Source organism: Thioalkalivibrio sp. ALJ3, from assembly GCF_000377205.1.
In the GTDB taxonomy this organism is placed as follows: domain Bacteria; phylum Pseudomonadota; class Gammaproteobacteria; order Ectothiorhodospirales; family Ectothiorhodospiraceae; genus Thioalkalivibrio.
Window position 1 is genome coordinate 266,439 of the sequence record NZ_KB897905.1, and the last position, 21,231, is coordinate 287,669.

Here is a 21,231-nt window from a genome sequence, read left to right on the forward strand (position 1 = left end):
GGACCGACACCCGACATGATGGACCCCAACGCCCTGACCATCGCCCTTTCCAAGGGCCGCATCCTCAAGGACACCCTGCCGCTGCTCGCCAGCGCCGGGATCGAGCTCCTGGAAGACCCGGACAAGACGCGCAAGTTGATCCTCGACACCAACCGCGAGGACGTGAAGATCGTGGTGGTGCGGGCAACCGACGTCCCCACCTACGTGCAGCATGGCGCGGCAGCAATCGGTGTCGCCGGCAAGGACGTGCTGATAGAGCACGGCGCGGCAGGACTCTACGAACCGCTGGACCTGCGCATCGCCGCATGCCGGCTGATGCTGGCCGGACGCCCGGGGCAGCAGCCGGACCCGCAGCAGCGCCTGCGCATCGCCACGAAGTTCGTGAACATCACCCAGAACTACTTCGCCGAGCAGGGCCGCCAGGTGGAGATCATCAAGCTCTACGGCTCGATGGAACTGGCGCCGCTGGTCAACCTGGCCGACTACATCGTGGACCTGGTCGACACCGGCAACACCCTGAAGGCCAATGGCCTGGAACCACTGGAACTGATTACCCCCATCAGTTCCCGGTTGATCGTGAACCAGGCAGCCATGAAGATGCGACATAGAACCATTCAAAATCTCATCGAGGGCCTGCGCGAGGCCGTCACGCCCGCGACGACGTAACGAGAGCATCATGACCGCCGATACCGACGACCTGAGAATCCGCGATATCCAGGAGGTGTCCGCCCCGGACACCCTGCGCGAGGAACTGCCCATCACGGACGCGGCCTCCGAGACCGTATTCGAGGCACGCCAGGCCTGCCATCGCATCCTGCATAGCGAGGACGACCGCATGCAGATCATCGTGGGCCCCTGCTCGATCCACGATGTCGACGCAGCGCTGGATTACGCGGATCACCTGAAATCTCTGCGCGAGGAGCTGTCCGATGCTCTGCACATTGTGATGCGCGTGTATTTCGAGAAACCGCGCACCACGGTCGGCTGGAAAGGGTTGATCAACGATCCCGACCTCGACGGCAGCTTCCACATCAACAAGGGCCTGCGCGTCGCACGCGGGCTGCTGCGTGATCTGGCGATCAAGGGCATGCCGGCCGCCACCGAATACCTTGACCTGATCAGCCCGCAGTACATCGCGGACCTGGTCGCCTGGGGGGCCATCGGCGCACGCACCACCGAGAGCCAGGTGCACCGCGAACTGGCCTCGGGCCTGTCGTGCCCGGTGGGCTTCAAGAACTCCACCGATGGCAGTTTGCGCGTGGCGATCGACGCGATCCGTTCCGCGTCGCGCCCGCACCACTTCCTGTCGGTGACCAAGGCCGGGCGCTCGGCAATCTTCTCCACCTCCGGCAACGACGACTGCCACATCATCCTGCGCGGCGGCAAGCAGCCGAACTACGATGCCGAGAGCATCGAACAGGCCTGCAAGGAGCTGCGCATGGCCGAGCTCCCGGAGCTGGTGATGGTCGACTGCAGTCATGCCAACAGCCGCAAGGATCCAAAGCGCCAGGTGGACGTGGCCCGCTCGCTGGCCGAGCAGGTCAGCGGCGGCGATCGCCGGATCATGGGCGCGATGCTGGAAAGCCACCTGGTCGGAGGCCGACAGGACATCCAGCCCGGCAAGCCGCTGACCTACGGGCAGAGCATCACGGATGCCTGCATGGGGTGGGACGAGACCGAAACCAGCCTGCGCCTGCTGGCGGACGCCGTGCGCGCGCGCCGGAAAGTCGCCGTACCGGCCTAGGGAAACACGAGAGGAAGCCAACCATGCCCTCCATTGCCCGACTCGATACCCAGCAGCCCGACTTCGATCAGGCCCTGGAGCACCTGCTGTCCTGGGAGTCCGTTGCCGACACCGGCGTACGCGATGCGGTGGACGAGATCCTCGCCGCAGTGCGCACGGAGGGCGACGCCGCCGTGCTCCGCTACACCGCCAAGTTCGATCGCCTCGATCGCAGCGCGGTTGCCGACCTGGAGATCCCGCGGGAGCGCCTGCAGGCCGCGCTGGAGTCCATTCCAGCGGAACAGCGCAAGGCGCTGGAGACCGCCGCCGCACGCATCCGCCAGTACGCCGAACACCAGAAGATGCAGGACTGGGACTTCACCGATGCCGACGGCACGCTGCTCGGCCAGCGCGTGACCGCGCTGGATTCCGTCGGCCTGTACGTCCCCGGCGGTAAGGCCGCCTACCCGTCCTCGGTGCTGATGAATGCGGTGCCGGCGAAGGTCGCGGGCGTGGAACTGCTGGTCATGGTTGTGCCCGCCCCGGGCGGCGAACTGAACGATCTGGTGCTGGCCGCCGCCGCGGTGGCGGGTGTCGATCGCGTCTACACCATCGGGGGCGCCCAGGCGGTGGCCGCGCTGGCCTACGGCACCCAGACCATCCCGGCGGTGGACAAGATCGTCGGCCCGGGCAATATCTTTGTGGCCGCGGCCAAGCGCGAGGTATTTGGCACGGTCGGCATCGACATGATCGCCGGCCCCTCGGAGATCCTGGTGGTCTGCGACGGCGAGACCGACCCGGACTGGATCGCGGCCGATTTGTTCTCGCAGGCCGAGCACGACGAACAGGCCCAGTCCATCCTGCTGTCCTGGGACGAGGCCTTCCTCGACCGCGTGGCCGAAGCCATGGACCGCCTGCTGATCGAAATGCCGCGCGCCGAGATCATCCGCACCAGCCTCGACAAGCGCGGCGCGCTGGTGAAGGTACGCGACTCCGCCGAGGCCGTTGTCGTCGCCAATCGCATCGCCCCGGAACACCTCGAGCTGTCGGTGGCCGACCCGCAGGCGATGCTGGACGCCGGGCTGCGCCACGCCGGCGCGATCTTTATGGGCCGCTACACCTCCGAGGCCCTGGGCGACTACTGCGCCGGGCCCAACCACGTGCTGCCGACCTCGCGCACCGCGCGCTTCTCCTCGCCGCTGGGGGTCTACGACTTCCAGAAACGCTCGAGCATCATCCACTGCTCGGCCGAGGGGGCGGCGAAGCTCGGCAAGACCGCCGCTGCCCTCGCGCACGGCGAGGGGCTGACCGCCCACGCCCGCTCCGCCGAACTGCGCGGCGGGCAATGAGCCTGCCGCACGAAAGCCGCAGCCCGGATGCCCTGATGCGTCCGGAGGTCCTGGCGCAGCCGGCCTATCAGGTGGCCGATGCGACCGGCCTGATCAAGCTGGACGCAATGGAAAACCCGCACCCCTGGCCCGGCGCGCTGGAAGACGCCTGGCTGGAGGCCCTGCGTGACCCGCAACTGAATCGCTACCCGGATGCTCAGGCCCGCGACCTGGCCGAGCAGGTGCGCGCCGCCCATGGCGTGCCCGAGGCGGCCGGGTTGATATTCGGCAACGGCTCCGACGAACTGATTCAGATCCTGATCATGGCGGTCGCCGCCTCCGGCCGCCCGATCCTGGCGCCAGAGCCGACCTTCGTAATGTACGGTGTCCTGGCCCGCGCAATGGGCGTGCCCTTCATCGGCGTCCCGCTGAACAACGATTTCACCCTGGACCTCGACGCGATGCATGCCGCCCTGGCCGAGCACGTGCCGGCGGTCGTCTTCCTGGCCTACCCGAACAATCCGACCGGAACACTGGACGACCCGGTCGCCGTGCAGGCGATCATCGAGGCCAACCCCGGCGTCACGGTGGTCGACGAGGCCTATGCCCCGTTCGCCTCCCACAGCTTCCTGCCGGAGGTCGGCCAATACGACGGGCTGATGGTGATGCGTACGGTCTCGAAGCTGGGGCTGGCCGGTGCTCGCCTGGGCTATCTGGCCGCCTCCGCGGGCTGGATCGATGCCCTCGACCGGCTGCGCCTGCCCTACAACATCAATACCCTGACCCAGCGCTCGGTCGCCTTCGCCCTGGATCACCGTGAGGCCCTGGATGAGCAGGCGCACGGCATCATCGAAGAGCGCGGCCGGCTGTCCGACGCGCTTGCGGCGATCGACGGCGTCGACCACGTGTTCCCGAGTCAGGCGAACTTCATCCTCTTTCGGGTGCGCGAGGGGCAGGGGCATGCGAGCTTCGCGGCCCTGCGCGACGCCGGCATCCTCGTCAAGGATGTTGGCCGCGCGCACCCGCTACTGGCTGACTGCCTGCGCGTCACCGTCGGCCGCCCCGACGAGAACGACGCGTTTCTTGCGGCCCTGCGCAACGCCCTCGCCGGCTGAACCCTGATTTCTGAGGCTGGGCCTGGTTCGCCATCCGGTGTTTACGGTGCTTTCGTCCGGCCGCCTACCTGCGCTGGCGAGACAGCGCTTGGCAGTATGTGGACCGAAGGCACGTGAACACCGGATGGCGAACCAGGCCCAGCCTCGAGAAGGCATGGAGGCAGAAGGGGAGGGTTAGGCGTCCTCGCCGAAGCGGTTGGCGACGAGTTCGGTGAGGGCGTCGAGGGCCTCTTCGGCGTCATCGCCGTCAGTGGTGATGGTGACCTCGGAGCCCTGCGCCGCCGCCAGCATCATCACCCCCATGATGCTCTTGCCGTTCACTTCCTGGGAATTCCGGGATACGGTCACATCGGACGCGTACTGGCTGGCCAGGCTCACAAACTTGGCCGCCGCACGCGCATGCATCCCCAGGCGATTAACGATGGGGACTGCGCGCTGCGGCATCCGAACACTCCTGGTCACAAAGAAGGATGCCATCGTGCCCGCCCGACAGGGCCTTGTTGACCAGCTCCGTCAGCGGCAGATGGCGGTAGTTCAGCACACGGATCAGCATCGGCAGGTTGATCCCGGCAATGACGCGGGCATTCGCCCCCCGCGCCACGCGCGCTGGCCACATTGGAGGGGGTAGAACCGAACATGTCGGTCAGGATCAGCACGCCGGAACCGGAATCCAGCTCGCCCAGACGCGCCCTCGCGCGGGCCAGCACCTCGTCGGGGTCGTCATTCTGCGACATCGCCATGGACTCGCAATCCTCTGGCAGGTCGCCCAGCATGCTGCGGGCCGTCTGCAGCAGGGTGTCGCCGAGGTTTTGATGCGTGATCAGGATCAGACCAACGCCCATGGACTCACTCCGATTCGAGGGGCAGGGATAGCTCGCGGTGACGGGTGCTAACAGTAACATGTTCGCGCCCCCGCCACGCAGCCGCCAGCCGCTCCACGAGATAGACCGAACGGTGGCGCCCGCCGGTGCACCCGATCGATACGGTCACATAGCTGCGGTGATCCTGCCGGATACGCGGCACCCACTGTTCCAGAAAGCCCTGTATCCCGTCATACATCTCCTCGACCTCGCCATGACGCGCAAGAAACTCGCAAACGGCGGCGTCGCGCCCGGTCAGTGGGGCCAGGTCGCGTTCGTAGTGCGGGTTGGGCAGGCAGCGGACGTCGAACACGAAGTCGGAGTCCAGCGGCGCCCCGTGCTTGAACCCGAATGACTGAAAGAGCAGGGACAGACGCTCTTCGCCCAGCAACCCAACGCGGTCGCGCAGGGTGCGTGCGAGATCATGCATCGACAACCGGGAGGTGTCCACGGTCAGATCGGCCTCGGCCGCGACATGCCCGAGCCAGTCGCGTTCACGCTCGATAGCGTCGACCAGCGGGACGCCGTCGCGCGCCAGCGGATGCCGGCGCCGCGTCAAGTGGTAACGCCGCAGCAGGACCTCGCTGGAGGCCTGCAGGAACATCACCTCGACCTGCAGCCCCTTGCCTCGAAGCTCGCGCAGCAGGTCGGCAAAACCCTCCAGCGCAGTCAGCCCGCTACGGACATCCACCCCGACCGCCAGATGACGGTCTTCGTCGGCATCGTAGTCGCCGCTGCGGACCTGATCGATGAGCCCGGGAAGCAGCGGCAACGGCAGGTTGTCGACGCAAAAATATCCGGCGTCCTCCAGCGTGTGCAGGGCGACCGTCTTGCCGGAGCCCGAAAGGCCACTAACCAGCAGAAGTCGCACTCAGCCCTCCGGATCCGGGTTGGGAACGGTGGTCGCCGGGATCGCACGGTGGTAAGGCGGCTCCTCGGGCTCGCCGCTCATCTGCCGGCGCTGACGTGCGCGCAGGTCGTCACCGGCGACATAGCCCTGCATGTGCAGCATGTGGCTGCGCACCGCCGCCTCGATCATGACCGCGATGTTGCGCCCCGGAGCGACCGGCAGGCTGATCAGCGGGATGCGCAGCCCGAGGATATCGATCTCCCCACGGCGCCCGTTCAGGCGATCGTCCGGCACCGGCGAAGGCTCGCTGTGGTCGCGCAGGTCAATGATCAGCCGCAGATACTTGCCACCCTTGATTGCCGAATCCCCGTACATGGCGCGGACGTTCAGCACCCCCAGCCCGCGGACCTCGAGCAGGTCCTGCAGCAGGGCCGGGCAATGTCCGCGCACGATATCCGGGGCGATGCGGGCGAACTCCGGCGCATCGTCGGCAATCAACCGGTGCCCGCGCGAGATGAGCTCCAGCGCCACCTCGCTCTTGCCCACGCTGGAGGCCCCGCTGATCAGCACGCCGATTCCGAGGATCTCCATGAACACGCCATGGCGCACCTCGAAATGGGCCAGCCGCTGCTGCAGGAAGTAGCGCAGCAGCGAGATGATCTCGTGGCTGCTGGTGGAGGAGCACAGGATCAGTGGCAGCTGCTCCTCGGGGACGTCCGGCATCTCCGAGAACGGGCAGGTGTCCTCGGCAAAGATCACCGCGGTCGTGCCGGTGCGGGCCATCTCCAGGATCAGCTGCTCGCGCTGCTCATCGCTCAGCCGCGCGATATAGCGCGCCTCGAAATCGCCGATCACCTGAATGCGATTTGGCCGGATCAGGTTGAGGTGCCCGGCCAGGGGCAGGTCGTCTCCGTCCCCGCCTACCAGATTGCGGTCGGGTGCGACCTGCTCGCCATGGACGTAGCGCAGGTCCAGGCGGTTGCCCATCGCCTGGATCAGGGCCTCGACGGTGATGTCGCGTGCGATGCCACCCTCCCCCAGTGCCTCGTTCATCCACGCATCTCCGGAAGAGTCAGCGTTGAGTGTCGGAACATGGTGAACACTGCTGGGGCCCCATGATCAGGCGTCGCCGAAGGCCCTGGTCAGTGCACGCTCCAGGGCGTCCGCGTCACCGGCACGACGCAGCGAGGCGATATTGTCGGGCTGAGAAAGGCCACGAGCCAGCTGCGCCAGGAGATCCAGGTGTTCACTGGTAGCCGCCTCGGGGACCAGCAGCGCGATCAGGATATCCACCGGCTCGTGATCCATGGCGTCGAAGTCGACGCCCTGGTCCAGCCGCAGGACCGCGACCCGGGGGGCGTCGATCTCGGCCAGGCGCCCGTGCGGGATGGCCACACCATGACCGAGACCGGTGGAGCCAAGCTTCTCGCGGGCAGAGAGGGCCTCGAAGATGGCCCCGCTGGCCGGACCGGCGGACTCCTCGCCGCCGACGGCCAGCAATTCGGCCAGGGTCTCGAGCGACCGCTTCTGGCTGGAACACTCGGGTTCCAGTCGAATACGGTCGCGGGTGATCAGCTCGGCAATGGTCATTGCGTTACAGGGCCTGTTCGCGGTTGCGCTGGGCACCCTCGGCGCGGTGATGGTCCTTGACCTTTTCCTTGTGCTTGATGAGCTGGCGATCCACCTTGTCGATCAGGCCATCGATCGCCGCATACATGTCCTCGTGACTGGCTTCTGCGTGGATGTGATTACCGCTGACCTGGAGATTGGCCTCTGCCTTGTTGTTCAGGTTCTGATTTTTCTCGTGGGTCAGCACCACATGCACGTCGATCACCTTGTCGAAGTGGCGCTCCAGCTTCGCGAACTTTTCGTTTACGTAGTCGCGCAGGGCGTCGGTGATATCGACGTGATGGCCGGTCAGGTTGATCTGCATGGTCAGGCTCCTTTTTGCTTGGTTCCGCTTGGCATGCTCGCCATCTGCCGGCGTTCACTGGAAGACGGTATGTGCATGGCCTCGCGGTACTTGGCCACGGTACGTCGGGCCACATTGATGCCCCGATCCGACAGGATCTGGGCCAGTTTGGCATCGCTCAGTGGCTTGTTCGCGGTCTCGCCACCAATCAGTTCTCGAATCATGGCACGGATCGCGGTCGCCGAGCATTCGCCACCGTCGGCCGTCCCGACATGACTGGAAAAGAAATACTTGAACTCGAATACCCCACGCGGGGTGTGCATGTATTTCTGTGTGGTCACTCGCGAGATGGTCGACTCGTGCATCTCCAGGGCCTCGGCGATGTCACGCAGGATCAGTGGCTGCATGGCGACTTCGCCATGCTCGAGAAACCCCTGCTGGCGCAGGACGATGGCCTGGGCGACCCGCAACAGGGTATCGTTGCGGCTGTGCAGGCTCTTCAGGAACCAGCGCGCCTCCTGCAGCTGATCGCGCATGAACGCGCTGTCACGCGCATCGGAGACCTGCCGCACCATGCCTGCATAGAGATCATTGATGCGAATGCGCGGAGCAATCTCCGGGTTCAGGTCCACACGCCAGCCATCGCGGTCATGGCGGACATAGACATCCGGCACGACGTATTCCGAAGTGGACTCGCTGATCTGGGCACCCGGACGCGGGTTCAGAGTACGGATCAGGTCCAGCGCCCGCGCCAGTTCGTCTGGATCGCGCACGCCTGACTGCCGCTGCAGGGCCCGGTAGTCCCGCTTGGCCAGGCTCTCCATGCCGTTTTCCAGGATGGCTCGAGCCGCGTCGCGCGCCGGGGCATCCGGCGCCAGATGGCGCAGCTGGATCTCCAGACACTCGCGCAGGTCCCGCGCACCGACGCCCAGCGGGTCGCACTGCTGAATCCAGTGCAGCACCGCCTCGACCTCGTCGACCCCCACGGGCTCGTCCTCGCCCTGGCTGATCATCTCCGCCAGCGCCTCGAGATCACCGTCCAGGTAGCCATCCGGGCTGATCGCGTCGATCAGCGCCGCGCCGATCCGCTGGTCGCGCGGGGTCAGGTGGCTCAGATGCAGCTGCCAGAGCAGATGGTCCTGCAGGCCCTCGTCGTCGCCGTCGGAGGTATTCTCCAGCGGATCGCGATCATCCAGGCCGCGCGGGCTCGGAGCGGGCTCGTAGATGTCGTCCCAGCGGCTGTCGGTGCTCAGCTCCTCGGGGATCACGTCATCGCCGGCCGTATCGGCCTGCATGCGATCCCCGTCGACCCGCTCGCCCCCTTCCTCCGGGCGCTCGCCCAGAGCCTCCTCGCCCTCGTCCTCCACCTGCTCGAGCATGGGATTGCTTTCCAGCGCCTGCTGGATCTCCGCCTGCAACTCCAGCGTGGAAAGCTGCAACAGGCGAATGGCCTGTTGCAGCTGCGGGGTCATCGTCAGCGTCTGCCCCAGCTGCAGATTGAGCCCGGGTTTCAGCATCGCGGTTTCAGGTCCATCGTGACCATTAAGACCCTCTCAAGAAGACATTGATCCATCTGCACCGAGAGCTCACAGCCGAAAGTTTTCACCGAGGTACACCCGGCGTACCTGCGGGTCGTCCAGCAGTTCCTGCGGAGTCCCCGCGCTCAGGATGCGGCCCTCGCTAAGAATATAGGCCCTGTCGCAGATTCCGAGTGTCTCGCGCACATTGTGGTCGGAAATCAGTACCCCGATCCCGCGCTGGGCCAGGTGTCCAATCACGGCCTGGATATCACCCACGGAAATCGGATCCACGCCGGCGAACGGCTCGTCCAGGCAGATAAAGCGTGGATCACCAGCCAGCGCTCGCGCAATCTCCGCGCGACGGCGCTCGCCTCCGGACAAGGCAATCCCCGGACTGTGCCGCACCGTCTCCAACTGAAATTCCTCGATCAGGGCATCGCCGATCCGACGACGTTCGTGGCGATCGAGCTCCGGCCGGAGCTCCAGCACGGCCTGGAGATTGTCCCAAACACTCAGTCGCCGGAATATCGAGGCCTCCTGCGGCAGGTAGCCCAGCCCGGCGCGGGCCCGCGCATGAATTGGGGCATGGGTTATATCCCGGTCGCCCAGCGTGATACGGCCGCGATTGGGCCGTATCAGGCCGACCAGGCTGTAGAAACAGGTGGTCTTGCCCGCCCCGTTCGGGCCCAGCAGCCCCACCACCTCGCCGGGCGCCAGGTCGACATCGACGCGATCCAGTACCGTACGCTTGCCATAGCGCTTGGTCAGCTCGCGTCCGGCCAGATAGCCGGCCACCGGAGGGGCTTCGCCATCCGTCCCTGCTGGTATGCTGGGGTCCACCTCGGTCATTCGCCGTCTTCGCGGGGCTGGATCCTGATGCGTACACGCTCGTCATCGGTCTCGCCACGCTCGGCTTCGATGATGTCGGTTTCCAGGTCGTAGACAATACGCTTGCCACGCGCCTCCTCGGCCGCCGTGACCACGTGTGCCTGGTCCGTCAGGATCACCCGGTCTTCGTTCAGCAGGTAGTCGATGCGCAGTGCGGTGGCGATGCGCATCTCCCCCGTCTCCGGATCCGGCGACTCCAGCCGCGCGGGCTCGCCGTGGGCCTCCATCTCGTAGGGACGCCGATCGCGGCTGCGCACATAGACCTTGTCCGCCTCCAGCGTCATATCCCCGCGGACCACAATCACATCACCGGTATAGGTACTCACGCCCCGGCGGTCGTCCATCTCCGCATGATCCGCGGTAATCTCCACCGGCAGCGCCTGCTGCTGGGCCACAAGCGGCGAGGCCAGCAGCAGCAAGACGCCCCCCACCAGCACAGACCACCCGGCCCGGGCGAGCGACGACCCACCACGTTCAGTCATTAGCGGCTTCCTCCTCGCCCGACTCGCTGTATAACGTGTACACATCATGGAACAGTTCTATGGTATCCCCTCGCGAGTCCACGCGCAGACCCACACCCCGCTGAAAGAGGCCAGGCTGATCCAGCGTCGACAGGGCCTCGGAGGTGGCGATCATGGTGTCGGTGGCCACCGTCACGTCGGAGGACTCGATCACCGTGCGTACGCGCTCGCCACGCTCGGGCTGCACACCTCGCGTAGGGCCGATCAGGTCGAGGGTCTCATCCATCGGACGGTGCAGCGCCTCGGGCGCGGTCCAGTGCCACTCGATACCGCCGGCATCGAAGATATCCAGGTCGGGGTCGTCGATCAGCTGGGGGCCGTCGCGGCCAAATTCGCGCAGCCGCGTTCCGCGCAGGCGGTGGCTCAGCTCGCCATCGTCGCCGGTCGCATGCAGCGTGAAGCCCTCGATCTCCAGCGTCACCTCGCCCTCCGGCTCATGCTCGCTGGCCACAGCGCCGGCCACCAGCGCCGCCATTGGCACCAGGAGCAGCGCCGTCAGTCCGACCCCCCACCTCATCCGTCGACGTACTCCGCGAACAGGGCCTCCAGGCGCCCCTGGGCCGCCAGCAGGCCCTCGCAGACCTCGCGCACCGCGCCACGCCCTCCGGGGGCCTGTGTGACCCAGTCGGCATGCTGCAATACCAGCGGATGGGAATCCGCCACCGCGATGCCGAGGCCCACACGACGCATCGCCGGCAGATCGACGATGTCGTCGCCCACAAAGGCGGCCTCCTCGGGCGCATGCCCGGTCTGTTCCAGCAGCTCGTGTAGTGCGGCCCCCTTGTCGCGCCGCCCCTGCAACAGATGCTGCACACCCAGATCCCGCATACGGTGCTCGACCACTCCGGAGGTGCGCCCGGTCAGAATCGCGATTTCCAGCCCGCCATCCAGCGCCAGGCGGATACCGTGCCCGTCGCGCGAGTGAAAGGCCTTGTACTGCTCGCCGGCATCCCCCATGAACAGGCTGCCATCGGTCAGCACGCCATCGACATCCAGGATCAGCAGACGCACCGCCTCCTGGCGGCTGTGCAGGTATTCGTCGCGCCGGTCCATCAGGCCACTCCCGCGCGCAACAGGTCGTGCATGTTCAAGACACCAACCAGTCGCTGATCGTCATCCATCACCGGCAGGGCGTTGATGCGCTTGCTCTCCATGGTCTCCAGCGCCTCCACCGCCAGCCACTGCGGACGGGCGGCATGCCCACCCCGCGTCATCACTTGGCCGATGGTCAGCGCCTCCAGGCTTTCACCACGATCCAGCGTGCGCCGGAGGTCGCCATCGGTAAATACACCAAGCAGATGCGCATTGGGATCGGCCACGATCACCAGCCCCAATCCCTTGCGCGTAATCTCGAACAGCGCATCCTTCAGAGGGGCCTCAGGACCCACGCGCGGAATCGCGTCACCCGTGTGCATGATGTCCGCGACATGGACCAACAACCGCCGTCCCAACCGGCCACCGGGATGCGAACGGGCAAAATCGTCCGCGGTAAAGCCGCGTGCATCCAGCACCGCAATCGCCAGGGCATCGCTCATCGCCAGCGCGGCCGTGGTACTGGAGGTCGGGGCCAGGCCCAGCGGACAGGCCTCGCGCTCGACCGAGACATCCAAGTGCACGGTGGCATCCTGCCCCAGACGCGACCCCGAATTGCCGGTCAGCGCGATCAGCGGTACATCCAGCCGCCGGATCAGCGGCAGGATGGTCAGCAGCTCGTCGGTCTCGCCGGAATTGGACAGGGCGATCACTACGTCATCGCGGGTGATCATGCCGAGATCGCCGTGGCTGGCCTCGCCGGGGTGGACGAAAAATGCTGGCGTTCCGGTGGAAGCCAGCGTGGCCGCCAGCTTGGAACCGATATGGCCGGACTTGCCCATACCGGTCACCACGACCCGGCCGCGGCACTCAAGGATGTGCCGACAGGCCTCCAGGAATGCATCGTCCACGCGGTCGGCCAGCCGACGCACGGCCTCGGCCTCGTTGTTGAGGACCGCTAGGGCCAGCTTGCGGGTGGTATCGGGATTGAAATTCATGCGGTTGCCGTCATTCCGAGATGGACAAGGTAGCCCGCGAACACCGCGAGCAGAAGCCCCCCCTGCCAGCGCCGCAGCTGGCTGCCACGCGCCAGGGCAAAAACGAACAGCGCGACGGTCATGCCGAGCATCACCGGGTAGTCGCGTACCAGCACCTCGGGCTCGATCGCCAGCGGCGCGATCAGCGCGGGGACCGCCAGCACGGCCAGCAGGTTGAACAGATTGGAACCGATCACGTTGCCGATCGCCAATCCCGCCTCGCGGCGAAAGGCCGCCACCAGGGAGGTCGCCAGTTCCGGCAGGCTGGTCCCGATCGCCACGATGGTCAGGCCGATCACCAGATCACTGATGCCCAGCTGCTCCGCAATCCCCACCGCACCCCAGACGACCAACTGGCTGCTGGCAATCAGCAGCGCCAGGCCAAGGCCCAGCCAGGCCAGGGCGCGACCGGTAGAAGTGGCCGCCGGGATGGCCTCGACCATGCCGCGCACCTCTTCAGGCGCATCGGCCGGGTCCAGCGCCTGCGCACGCCGCGCGATGTGAATCACCCAGGCGGTCACCAGCAGCAACCCTGAAATCAGAAGCCCGCCCTCCAGGCGGCCCAGCTCGCCATCCAGCAGCAGAAACAGGACCGCCAGACTCACCACCATCAGGATCGGCAATTCGCGGCGCACCAGGCCGTGCCCGATCACCAGCGGTGCCACCAGCGCCGCCATCGCCAGCACCAGTCCGATGTTCGCGATATTCGAGCCGATCGCGTTACCCACCGCGAGTCCCGGGTTCCCCTGAAGCGTCGCCAGGACGGAGACGACGATCTCCGGCGCCGAGGTCCCGAAGGCGACAATGGTCAACCCGACCAGCAGGGCACTCACACCCACGCTGCGCGCGAACGCCGAGGCACCAAACACGAAGCGGTCGGCACTCCAGGTCAGCAGTACCAGACCACCGATGACCGCAAGAACGGGCAGGACCATCAGCGGGTGCCGGGACCAAAGGTGGGTGGAGCGGGGTGTCTCTTCACCCGCCAATTGTAGCCGATCGCTGTAACCGATCGCCGGCGCCGGCCCGCCAACACGGTCACCCCCCAGGGACCAGATGTCCGGCGATGGCGAACCACAGCGGGAGGGTCAGCAGGGACAACGCCGTCGTCAGCGTGACCGCGACCGCATACAGGCCGGTATCGAGTCGGAAGCGATCGCAGAACACGAGCCCCAGGACCATCGCCGGCATCGCCGCCTCGAGCACCGAACCAACCCCGGGCACACCCTCCAGCCCGACCCACCAGACCAGACCCAGCGCGAACAACGGTGCAATCAGCAACTGGATGACGGAGACCATGACCAGGGGCCGCAGATCGCGGCCGCGGAAGCGGTCGAACACCAGCGCCAGCCCCAGCGAAAACAGCATCAGGGGCGCTACCGAATCGGCCAGAAACCCGAGCCAGGTATCCAGCCAGGTGACCAGTGGCAGACCGGCCAGATTCAGGGCGACACCCAAAACCGCCGCCCAGATCGACGGGACGGCCGCCAGCCCGCGAATGGCCCCGCCCCCGCCATACAGCCGAACCGCTTCCGGATCCCCATAGTGCCTGGCCAGCAGGATCCCCAGTGTGAGCAACAGCGGTAGGCAGGCGAACAGGTCGTACTGGATCGCCACCGCGCGGCCGGCATCGCCGAACAGGCTGTCGAGGACAGGGAGTCCCAGGTAGGTGGCATTCGGCCAGGCCGCGGCCAGCAGCATCGCCCCGACCGCCCCGCGCTCGGCCAGACAAGCCCGGCAGGCAAGCAGGGTCACGCCCACCATCGCCAGCACGGTCGTACCGGCCACCAGCGCAATGCGCAGCGAGTCGAGCCCCAGGGGCGCGGTCCACAGCACCTGCAGTACCAGCGCGGGCAGCAGCAGATAGTAAACCAGGGTGGTAAGCACCCGGCGGGCGGTGTCGGCGTCCAGCCCGCCAGGGCGCAGCAGGCGCCAGACGACACCCGCAACGATCAGCGCCCCCATCTGGGTCATGACCGTCAGCATGGGGGCGCTCGTTTAGGGCGACAGGTTTCGCGTCAGAGGGTAATCAGGCCTGGCCGGCCTGCTGCTCCTGCTGCTGGCGTTCGACGTCGGCGCGCACCTGGTCCATATCCAGCTCGCGTACCTTGCCCAGCACCTCGTCCAGCTGCCCGGCGGACAGCACACCCGGCTGGGAGAAGACGATGATCTGTTCGCGGAAGATCATCAGCGTCGGGATGGAACGGATCTGGAACGCCCCGGCGATCCCCTGCTCCTCGTCGGTGTTCACCTTGGCGAAGACCACATCGGGATGCTGATCGGAGGCCGCCTCGAAGGTCGGGGCGAACTGCTGGCAAGGCCCGCACCAGGGGGCCCAGAAATCCAGGATCACGATGTTGTTGCCGGTGATCGTGGATTCGAAAGTATCCTGCGTGAGTTCCTGAACGGCCATTGGGCGGCTCCGGTTAAGAATGAACCGTCGACCTTACCAGCCCCGCCCGTCAGTGTCAGGATTTCGATGCCGCGAGCATGGCTGCGCGCAGGCGTTCCAGGCGCTCGATCGGGTCGTCCGCCTCCAGCAGCTGCTGCTTGACCTCGAGATCAATCGGAAGGAGCTCTGCCAACCGTCCAACGATCCAGGACGAGTCATCGAAGCGCCGCTCCAGATGCGACCAGGGCGTACCGAGCTGGTCCAGAAGCCGTTCGAGCAGATCCGCCAGCGAGGCATAATCCACCGGCAAGCTCACATCGGGGCGCTCCTGCAGCGGCTCGACCTCCGCCAGCCAGAGACCGTCATCGGCCCGGCGCGGATTGTGTATGCGGTGGCGCCGCTCGCCCTTGACCAGGATACCGAGCAGGCCGTCCGGCCGCTGGTCCCAGTCGACGATCGCGACCTCGGTTCCGATCGGGTGGAAGCCGACCGACGGGTCCGTCTCGGCCTCCGGGCGGGGCGCACCGGACTCGGTATCCGGCTCGATCGCGACGATCACGAAGCGGCCATCCTCGCGCAGGCAGCGGCGCACCATGTCGAGATAGCGCGTCTCGAAGATCCGCAGCGGCAGCAGCCCCTCCGGAAACAGCACGGTATTCAGCGGGAACAGCGGAAGCGTCGTCATGCCGGATCCTCCGGCGGCAACGACGCCTCGCCCCAGCGCGGACCCAGGGCATGCTCGACTTCCAGATGGTCCAGCACTCGCGCCACCATGAAATCAACCAGCTCGTCGATGGATTGCGGCCGATGATAAAAGGCCGGGTTGGCCGGCATCACCACCGCACCCATGCGCGCCAGACGCAGCATGTTCTCCAGGTGGATCTCGGAGAACGGCGTCTCGCGCACCACCAGCACCAGCCTGCGCCGTTCCTTGAGCACCACATCCGCCGCACGTTCGATCAGCCCGCGCGATGCGCCGGTCGCGATCGCCGAGACAGTCGCCGTGGTGCAGGGGCAGACCACCATCGCCTCCGGCACGGCCGAGCCGCTGGCCACCGGTGCCGTCCACTGCTCCGGGCCATAGCAGCGGATCTGTCCATCGGCGGCCCCATGTCGCTCGGCGAAAAAGCGTGCAATCTCGGCCGGACGCCCGGGCACGTCGAGATCGGTCTCCAGCCCCAGTACTACCTGTGCCGGTTTCGACAGCATCAGATGCACCTGAACCCCCGCCTGCACCAGGCACTCCAGCAAGCGCAGCCCGTAGGGTGCGCCGGAGGCACCGGTCAGGGCCAGGGCGATCGAGCGTGGCTGTCCACTCATGCAGGAGTCCCCGCGGATTCACGTAACTGTAACGCGGCAATCAGGCGCTGGTGCAGGCCATCGAAGCCACCATTGCTCATGATGACCAGCGTATCGCCAGCACGCACGTTTGACAGAATACCGCCCATCAGGGCCTCGATCTCGCGCGTGACCGACAGGCGCTCGCCGAGGCGGCGCTCGAGGTCCGTGGTGGACCAGTCGATCTCCGGGGCATGATAAAGATGCACCACATCCGCGCACTCCAGGGCAGCGCCCAGAGCCTCGGCATGAACCCCCATGCGCATGGTGTTGGAGCGCGGCTCCAGCACCGCGATCAACCGCCCCCCGGGGGCGACGCGGCCCCGCAGGCCTTCCAGGGTCAGGCGGATCGCAGTCGGGTGATGGGCGAAGTCGTCGATCACCCGGATCCCGTCGATGTCGGCACGCAGTTCCTGACGACGCCGCACACCACGGAAGCCCGGCAAGGCCGCGATCCCCGCGGCCAGTGGCACCCCGGCATGGCGTGCCGCTCCGAGCGCGGCCAGGGCATTGGAAAGATTGTGCTGCCCCGTCATTTCCCAGGCCACGCGGCCCTGGACCACCCCGTTGGCCAGCACCTCGAACTCCGACGCATCGGCATTCAAAGGCCGCGCCCCCAAGGCCACGGTATCCCCGGTATCCGGGTCGGTCGTGATGCGTTCCACCGGCGTCCAGCAGCCCATTTCCAGCACGCGCTCCAGCGCGGCATCGCCCGAGGGCAGCAGGATCAGGCCCTGCCCGGGAATAGTCCGGACCAGGTGATGGAACTGGCGTTCGATCGCGGCCAGGTCCGGGTAGATGTCCGCGTGGTCGAATTCGAGATTGTTCAGCACCAGGGTACGCGGCCGGTAGTGGACGAACTTCGCGCGCTTGTCGAAGAAGGCGGAGTCGTATTCGTCCGCCTCGATCACGAAGAATGGAGCCTCGCCCAGGCGGGCGCTGACACCGAAGTTGCCGGGCACGCCCCCGATCAGGAATCCCGGGCTCAGCCCGGCATGTTCCAGAATCCACGCCAGCAGGCTCGCGGTCGTGGTCTTGCCATGGGTCCCAGCCACTGCCAGCACCCAGCGGTCATGCAGCACATGCTCGGCCAGCCACTGTGGACCGGAAGTGTAGGACAGGCCGCGATCCAGCAGGGCCTCGATGACCGGCATGCCCCGGGTCATCACGTTGCCGACCACGACCGGCCCGGCATCCGGCAGGGTGGCCGGGTCATGGCCCTCGTGATACGGAATACCGGCCTGCTCCAGTTGCTCGCTCATTGGCGGGTACAGCTTCTGGTCGGAACCGGTGACCTCGTAGCCGCGCGCCCGGGCAAGCTGGGCCAGCCCGCCCATGAAGGTTCCGCCGATGCCAAGTATGTGCAGCTGACCCGTGCTCACTACAACGCTCCCAGGGCCACCTGGGTGATCACGCTGGAGACCACCACATACCCCAGCGCGATGAGCATGCCGACAAAGCGGCTGCCCAATTCCAGGGCCTGCTGCAGGATGTGCCCGAAGACCAGCAGCAACCAGCCCACCAGCGTCAACAAAGCCAGAAGGGCCCCGGTGGAGACCTCTTCCGGATCGGTCGGGGCATCGATCAGCATCAACAGGGCCATCAGCAGGCCCAGCAGGGCCCCGGTGCCGGCCATTGCGGTAAAGGTCTGCAACCAGCGGTCCGGCACACCCCCCATGCGCAGCACCACGACGATAAACATGTACAGCACGACCAGGTCGAGCACATTCAGGACCAGGGCCTGGCCCGTGCCGTACATCGGAATGCCGACGGCCATACCCGTGACCAGGGCAATCCCGAGCCAGAAGATCAGCGTAGCGCTGTCGGGCGGCAGATCCTGCGGTCCACTGCGCAGGCGCAGGATGTCCAGCATCGTCCAGAGGCTGTTCAATCCATGCCCTCCTCGGCTTCCATCGCCTCCAGGGCCTCGAGTTCGTCCAACTCGTCCAGCATCTCGGTCGCGCGCTCGTCCGAGGCCCCGCGCACCATGAAGTCACGGCGCTGCAGGTAGGCCTCGCGCATGGCGATGTAGCGATCGTCGGAGATCTGCTCCAGCATGCGCTCGGTCGGGATCAGCCCGGCGCGCATGTCGACCACGTCCAGCGCGATCAGACCCACCCACCAGCCGGTGTGATCGGTGCGCAGGTCCGTGTGATACATGGGGCTAGTGTAGCCGTCGACCAGGCGCGCCGGCGCGTCACGCGCGGTGCTCGGGCCCAGCAGCGGCAGCTGCAGGTACGGTCCCCGCGCCACACCCCAGGCACCCAACGTCTGGCCAAAGTCCTCGTTGTTCTTCTCGAGTCCCATCGGCGAGGCCACGTCGATCAGGCCGAGCAGCCCGAAGGTCGTATTGAACATGATGCGACCGGTATCCGAGGCGGCGTTCTCCAGGTTGCCCTGCAGCAGATTGTTGAACAGGACCGTAAAGTCATTGAGGTTGGAGAAGAAATTGCCCACCCCGGTCTGGACCGGCTGCGGCAGGCGGCGGTACTGGACCGCTGCCGGGCGCAGGAGCGCCTGGTCGAAGTCGTCGTTGATTTCGAATACCACCCGGTTGTATGACTCCCAGGGGTCGTCCGGATGACGATCCTCGCTGGGAACGGTCGCGCAGCCGGAGAGTGCCAGCACCATCAGGGCCGCCAGCCCCATGCGTATACGGGAAACAACCGACATAACGATTCCTTTTTCGCCGCGCCCGACGCTGGGCGTCAGGAACCGGTAATGGGGTGAACATCCGCCGGGCGGGCCACACCGACCTGGCCGCGCCCCTCGCTCTTGGCGGAATAGCAGGCCCGGTCAGCGGCCACGAAAGCCGCGTCCACGCCCGGCAGCCCCTCGATCAACTGCACCACACCGACCGAAGCACCAATGGTGACGTCCCGAGCCTCGACCTGCAACGGCCGATCCCCCAGGGCACTGCAGATTCGCTGGCCGAGGACCTGGGCCTGTTCGGCGTCGGTGTCGTACGCGATCACCGCGAACTCGTCGCCACCGATGCGGGCCACGGCATCGCGCGAGCGCGTCAGTTGGCGCAGGATGGTCGCCACCCGCCGCAGCAGTTCATCACCTACCTGATGGCCGTGGCGATCATTGACCGCCTTGAAGTAGTCCAGATCCACCAGCAGCAGGCTCGCCGCCACCGACGAGTATTCCCCTGCACTGTCCATTGCGCGCTGCATCTCGCGTTCGAATGCGCGCCGGTTCAACAACCCGGTGAGCGGATCGTGACTCGCTTCATGAACCAGGCGGTCGACCAGCTCGCGCTCCTCGGAAATATCGGTCAGCACCAGCAGGGTCCGCACCGAACTGCCCGCCACCGGGTCCAGCGCTGTGCGGTCGATCCGCACGATTCGCTCCTGACCGTCCGGGGTCACCAGCCTGGCCTCGGTATGCTCGCCCAGTTGGGGGGCGAGCGGCCCTGGATGGTCCGCGCCCAGCGGCCGATCTGTCCCCATCTCGCGCAGATCCAGGACCTGCTCCAGGGCGCAACCCAACGCCTGCAAACGAACCAGTCCCGCCATCTGCTCGGCGGCGGGATTCATGTACGAGACCCCGCCACGGTGGTCCAGGGTAATCACCGCATTCGGGATCGCGCCCATCGCCCTGCGCAAGTTGTCCCCGGCCGTGCGCATGCGGGCATGCACCTGCAGTACATACAGAAGGACCAGCGCAATACCGGCCGCGAGCACGGCAAACAATACCCCCAGGTTGTCGCGAGCCCATCGCATCACGGCGAACGGCTCCGGCGCATAGAGCCCGACGCCCAGTTCGTGCATCAGACCGTGCACGTCCTCGTAGGAGCGCGGCGCGGCCCAGCCCGCTATCCCGGCCGCCTCGCTCACCGGGTGCTCGGCGTCCAGCTCCAGGATGGCGCGGAGCACGGTTTGCGCGATATCGACATCGAGATCGCCGCGCATGGCCAGAGGCCACTCCGGATACAGACGGGTGGACGTCCGATACGAGAAACCGGGAATAGCCCGTTCGCCGACCAGGCGCAACTGGTCCACGCGTGGGTCGCCCTGCTCGCGCAGGTCCTCGAGAATTCCCGTGCGAAAGGTCGCGGCATCCACCTCGCCCGACAGCACTAGGTCCAGCCCACTGGAGACCGGAAAACCCGTGAAGACCACGTCTTCCAGGTCACCCTCGATATCCAGCCCTGCCGCCTGCAATTCGCGCCAGGCCATCCACCAGCCACCAAAGGCATCCGGATGAACCGCAGAAACTCGCTGCCCGGCCAGATCCCGCAGCTCGACCAGATCCGAACGATCCGCACGGGCAACGATCACGGCCCCAAAGCGGTCTTCCTCGCGCCCGACCTCGGCCGGGAGCATGGTCGCGATACGGGAGATACCATGGCGATGCTCAAGCATCACGTAGGAGCCGGAATTGGTCAGCACCAGGTCGAAGCGGTCCTCGGCGGCACCCGCCTGCAGGGTATCGTTATCGACCGGCACCAGACGCACATGAATGCCGCCCAGCGCCTGCTCCAGATACTCGGCGAACGGTGTCCACTGCTCGCGCGCCACGTCCTCGCCGCGGTGCGCGAGCACCCCGAGCACCAGTTCGTGCTCGGCCGATTCGACCTCCGCCCCGGCCGGGCCCGCCACAAGCGCACCAGGCACCAGGCACCACACCAGAAGCGCACCCCCGAGGCTGGTCCTGCTCACCTGCGACAGCCAGCCAAGTGATCGGCGGACAACCGCACACCAGTTCAT

Annotated in this window: 24 protein-coding genes and 1 pseudogene; 4 read left to right on the forward strand and 21 right to left on the reverse strand. The window is 66.5% G+C overall.

The window, feature by feature from the left end; all coding sequences use genetic code 11:
* The first annotated feature begins 15 nt into the window (after positions 1-15).
* The 4 genes from hisG to hisC are packed head-to-tail and all read left to right on the forward strand — an operon-like array spanning position 16 to position 4,166.
* Complete coding sequence (gene hisG / locus C935_RS0101325) at positions 16-666, forward strand: ATP phosphoribosyltransferase (RefSeq protein ID WP_018860714.1); 651 nt, start codon at positions 16-18, stop codon at positions 664-666.
* Between the two features lie 10 nt (positions 667-676).
* Positions 677-1,744 carry a 3-deoxy-7-phosphoheptulonate synthase gene (locus C935_RS0101330; RefSeq protein WP_018860715.1) on the forward strand — a complete coding sequence of 356 codons (1,068 nt, stop codon included), beginning with the start codon at positions 677-679 and terminating at the stop codon, positions 1,742-1,744.
* Positions 1,745-1,767: 23 nt separating this feature from the next.
* Positions 1,768-3,072, forward strand: coding sequence for a histidinol dehydrogenase (gene hisD, locus C935_RS0101335; protein ID WP_018860716.1), 1,305 nt, complete (start codon positions 1,768-1,770; stop codon positions 3,070-3,072).
* Positions 3,069-4,166 carry a histidinol-phosphate transaminase gene (gene hisC, locus C935_RS0101340; protein ID WP_018860717.1) on the forward strand — a complete coding sequence of 366 codons (1,098 nt, stop codon included), beginning with the start codon at positions 3,069-3,071 and terminating at the stop codon, positions 4,164-4,166. The genes hisD and hisC overlap by 4 nt, the downstream gene beginning before the upstream one ends.
* A 174-nt stretch (positions 4,167-4,340) precedes the next feature.
* Here hisC and C935_RS0101345 read toward each other — a convergent pair whose 3' ends face one another.
* The 21 genes and pseudogenes from C935_RS0101345 to C935_RS0101445 all read right to left on the reverse strand — a co-directional run bounded on the left by C935_RS0101345 (position 4,341) and on the right by C935_RS0101445 (position 21,231).
* The gene (locus C935_RS0101345; protein ID WP_018860718.1) at positions 4,341-4,610 is read right to left on the reverse strand and encodes an HPr family phosphocarrier protein; all 270 of its coding nucleotides are present in this window, start codon (positions 4,608-4,610) and stop codon (positions 4,341-4,343) included.
* A pseudogene (locus C935_RS12665) lies at positions 4,582-5,008 on the reverse strand (PTS sugar transporter subunit IIA). Before C935_RS12665 ends, C935_RS0101345 begins: the two are co-directional and overlap by 29 nt.
* 4 nt (positions 5,009-5,012) lie before the next feature.
* Positions 5,013-5,897 carry an RNase adapter RapZ gene (gene rapZ / locus C935_RS0101355; protein ID WP_018860720.1) on the reverse strand — a complete coding sequence of 295 codons (885 nt, stop codon included), beginning with the start codon at positions 5,895-5,897 and terminating at the stop codon, positions 5,013-5,015.
* Positions 5,898-6,929 (reverse strand): HPr(Ser) kinase/phosphatase, encoded by a 1,032-nt coding sequence (gene hprK / locus C935_RS0101360; protein WP_018860721.1) that lies wholly within the window; start codon positions 6,927-6,929, stop codon positions 5,898-5,900.
* Positions 6,930-6,995: 66 nt separating this feature from the next.
* The gene (locus C935_RS0101365; RefSeq protein ID WP_018860722.1) at positions 6,996-7,466 is read right to left on the reverse strand and encodes a PTS sugar transporter subunit IIA; all 471 of its coding nucleotides are present in this window, start codon (positions 7,464-7,466) and stop codon (positions 6,996-6,998) included.
* A gap of 4 nt (positions 7,467-7,470) precedes the next feature.
* Positions 7,471-7,809: a ribosome hibernation-promoting factor, HPF/YfiA family gene (gene hpf, locus C935_RS0101370; RefSeq protein ID WP_012981784.1), complete on the reverse strand. Its 339-nt coding sequence runs from the start codon at positions 7,807-7,809 to the stop codon at positions 7,471-7,473.
* A gap of 2 nt (positions 7,810-7,811) precedes the next feature.
* Positions 7,812-9,305, reverse strand: coding sequence for an RNA polymerase factor sigma-54 (locus tag C935_RS0101375; RefSeq protein ID WP_018860723.1), 1,494 nt, complete (start codon positions 9,303-9,305; stop codon positions 7,812-7,814).
* A 69-nt stretch (positions 9,306-9,374) separates the two neighbouring features.
* The gene (gene lptB / locus C935_RS0101380) at positions 9,375-10,157 is read right to left on the reverse strand and encodes an LPS export ABC transporter ATP-binding protein (protein ID WP_018860724.1); all 783 of its coding nucleotides are present in this window, start codon (positions 10,155-10,157) and stop codon (positions 9,375-9,377) included.
* On the reverse strand, positions 10,154-10,678 hold the full coding sequence (gene lptA, locus C935_RS0101385) for a lipopolysaccharide transport periplasmic protein LptA (RefSeq protein ID WP_018868066.1): 525 nt from the start codon (positions 10,676-10,678) through the stop codon (positions 10,154-10,156). The genes lptB and lptA overlap by 4 nt, the downstream gene beginning before the upstream one ends.
* Positions 10,671-11,192, reverse strand: coding sequence for an LPS export ABC transporter periplasmic protein LptC (lptC, locus tag C935_RS0101390; protein WP_369771386.1), 522 nt, complete (start codon positions 11,190-11,192; stop codon positions 10,671-10,673). The genes lptA and lptC overlap by 8 nt, the downstream gene beginning before the upstream one ends.
* 38 nt (positions 11,193-11,230) lie before the next feature.
* The gene (gene kdsC / locus C935_RS0101395; protein WP_018860727.1) at positions 11,231-11,770 is read right to left on the reverse strand and encodes a 3-deoxy-manno-octulosonate-8-phosphatase KdsC; all 540 of its coding nucleotides are present in this window, start codon (positions 11,768-11,770) and stop codon (positions 11,231-11,233) included.
* A complete protein-coding gene (locus tag C935_RS0101400) occupies positions 11,770-12,747 on the reverse strand; it encodes a KpsF/GutQ family sugar-phosphate isomerase (protein WP_018860728.1) in 978 nt (325 codons plus the stop codon). Before C935_RS0101400 ends, kdsC begins: the two co-directional genes overlap by 1 nt.
* A complete protein-coding gene (locus tag C935_RS0101405; protein WP_018860729.1) occupies positions 12,744-13,721 on the reverse strand; it encodes a calcium/sodium antiporter in 978 nt (325 codons plus the stop codon). Before C935_RS0101405 ends, C935_RS0101400 begins: the two co-directional genes overlap by 4 nt.
* Before the next feature lie 103 nt (positions 13,722-13,824).
* Positions 13,825-14,772 carry an AEC family transporter gene (locus tag C935_RS0101410; RefSeq protein ID WP_018860730.1) on the reverse strand — a complete coding sequence of 316 codons (948 nt, stop codon included), beginning with the start codon at positions 14,770-14,772 and terminating at the stop codon, positions 13,825-13,827.
* A gap of 43 nt (positions 14,773-14,815) precedes the next feature.
* Positions 14,816-15,199 carry a thioredoxin gene (gene trxA, locus C935_RS0101415; RefSeq protein WP_018860731.1) on the reverse strand — a complete coding sequence of 128 codons (384 nt, stop codon included), beginning with the start codon at positions 15,197-15,199 and terminating at the stop codon, positions 14,816-14,818.
* Positions 15,200-15,254: 55 nt separating this feature from the next.
* Complete coding sequence (locus tag C935_RS0101420) at positions 15,255-15,863, reverse strand: LON peptidase substrate-binding domain-containing protein (RefSeq protein WP_018860732.1); 609 nt, start codon at positions 15,861-15,863, stop codon at positions 15,255-15,257.
* The gene (locus C935_RS0101425; RefSeq protein WP_018860733.1) at positions 15,860-16,498 is read right to left on the reverse strand and encodes a flavin prenyltransferase UbiX; all 639 of its coding nucleotides are present in this window, start codon (positions 16,496-16,498) and stop codon (positions 15,860-15,862) included. Before C935_RS0101425 ends, C935_RS0101420 begins: the two co-directional genes overlap by 4 nt.
* On the reverse strand, positions 16,495-17,898 hold the full coding sequence (gene mpl, locus C935_RS0101430; protein ID WP_018860734.1) for a UDP-N-acetylmuramate:L-alanyl-gamma-D-glutamyl-meso-diaminopimelate ligase: 1,404 nt from the start codon (positions 17,896-17,898) through the stop codon (positions 16,495-16,497). Before mpl ends, C935_RS0101425 begins: the two co-directional genes overlap by 4 nt.
* Positions 17,898-18,407: a hypothetical protein gene (locus C935_RS0101435; protein WP_026278575.1), complete on the reverse strand. Its 510-nt coding sequence runs from the start codon at positions 18,405-18,407 to the stop codon at positions 17,898-17,900. The genes mpl and C935_RS0101435 overlap by 1 nt, the downstream gene beginning before the upstream one ends.
* Positions 18,404-19,189, reverse strand: coding sequence for a VacJ family lipoprotein (locus C935_RS0101440; RefSeq protein ID WP_038040143.1), 786 nt, complete (start codon positions 19,187-19,189; stop codon positions 18,404-18,406). Before C935_RS0101440 ends, C935_RS0101435 begins: the two co-directional genes overlap by 4 nt.
* Positions 19,190-19,224: 35 nt before the next feature.
* A complete protein-coding gene (locus tag C935_RS0101445; protein ID WP_026278576.1) occupies positions 19,225-21,231 on the reverse strand; it encodes a diguanylate cyclase in 2,007 nt (668 codons plus the stop codon).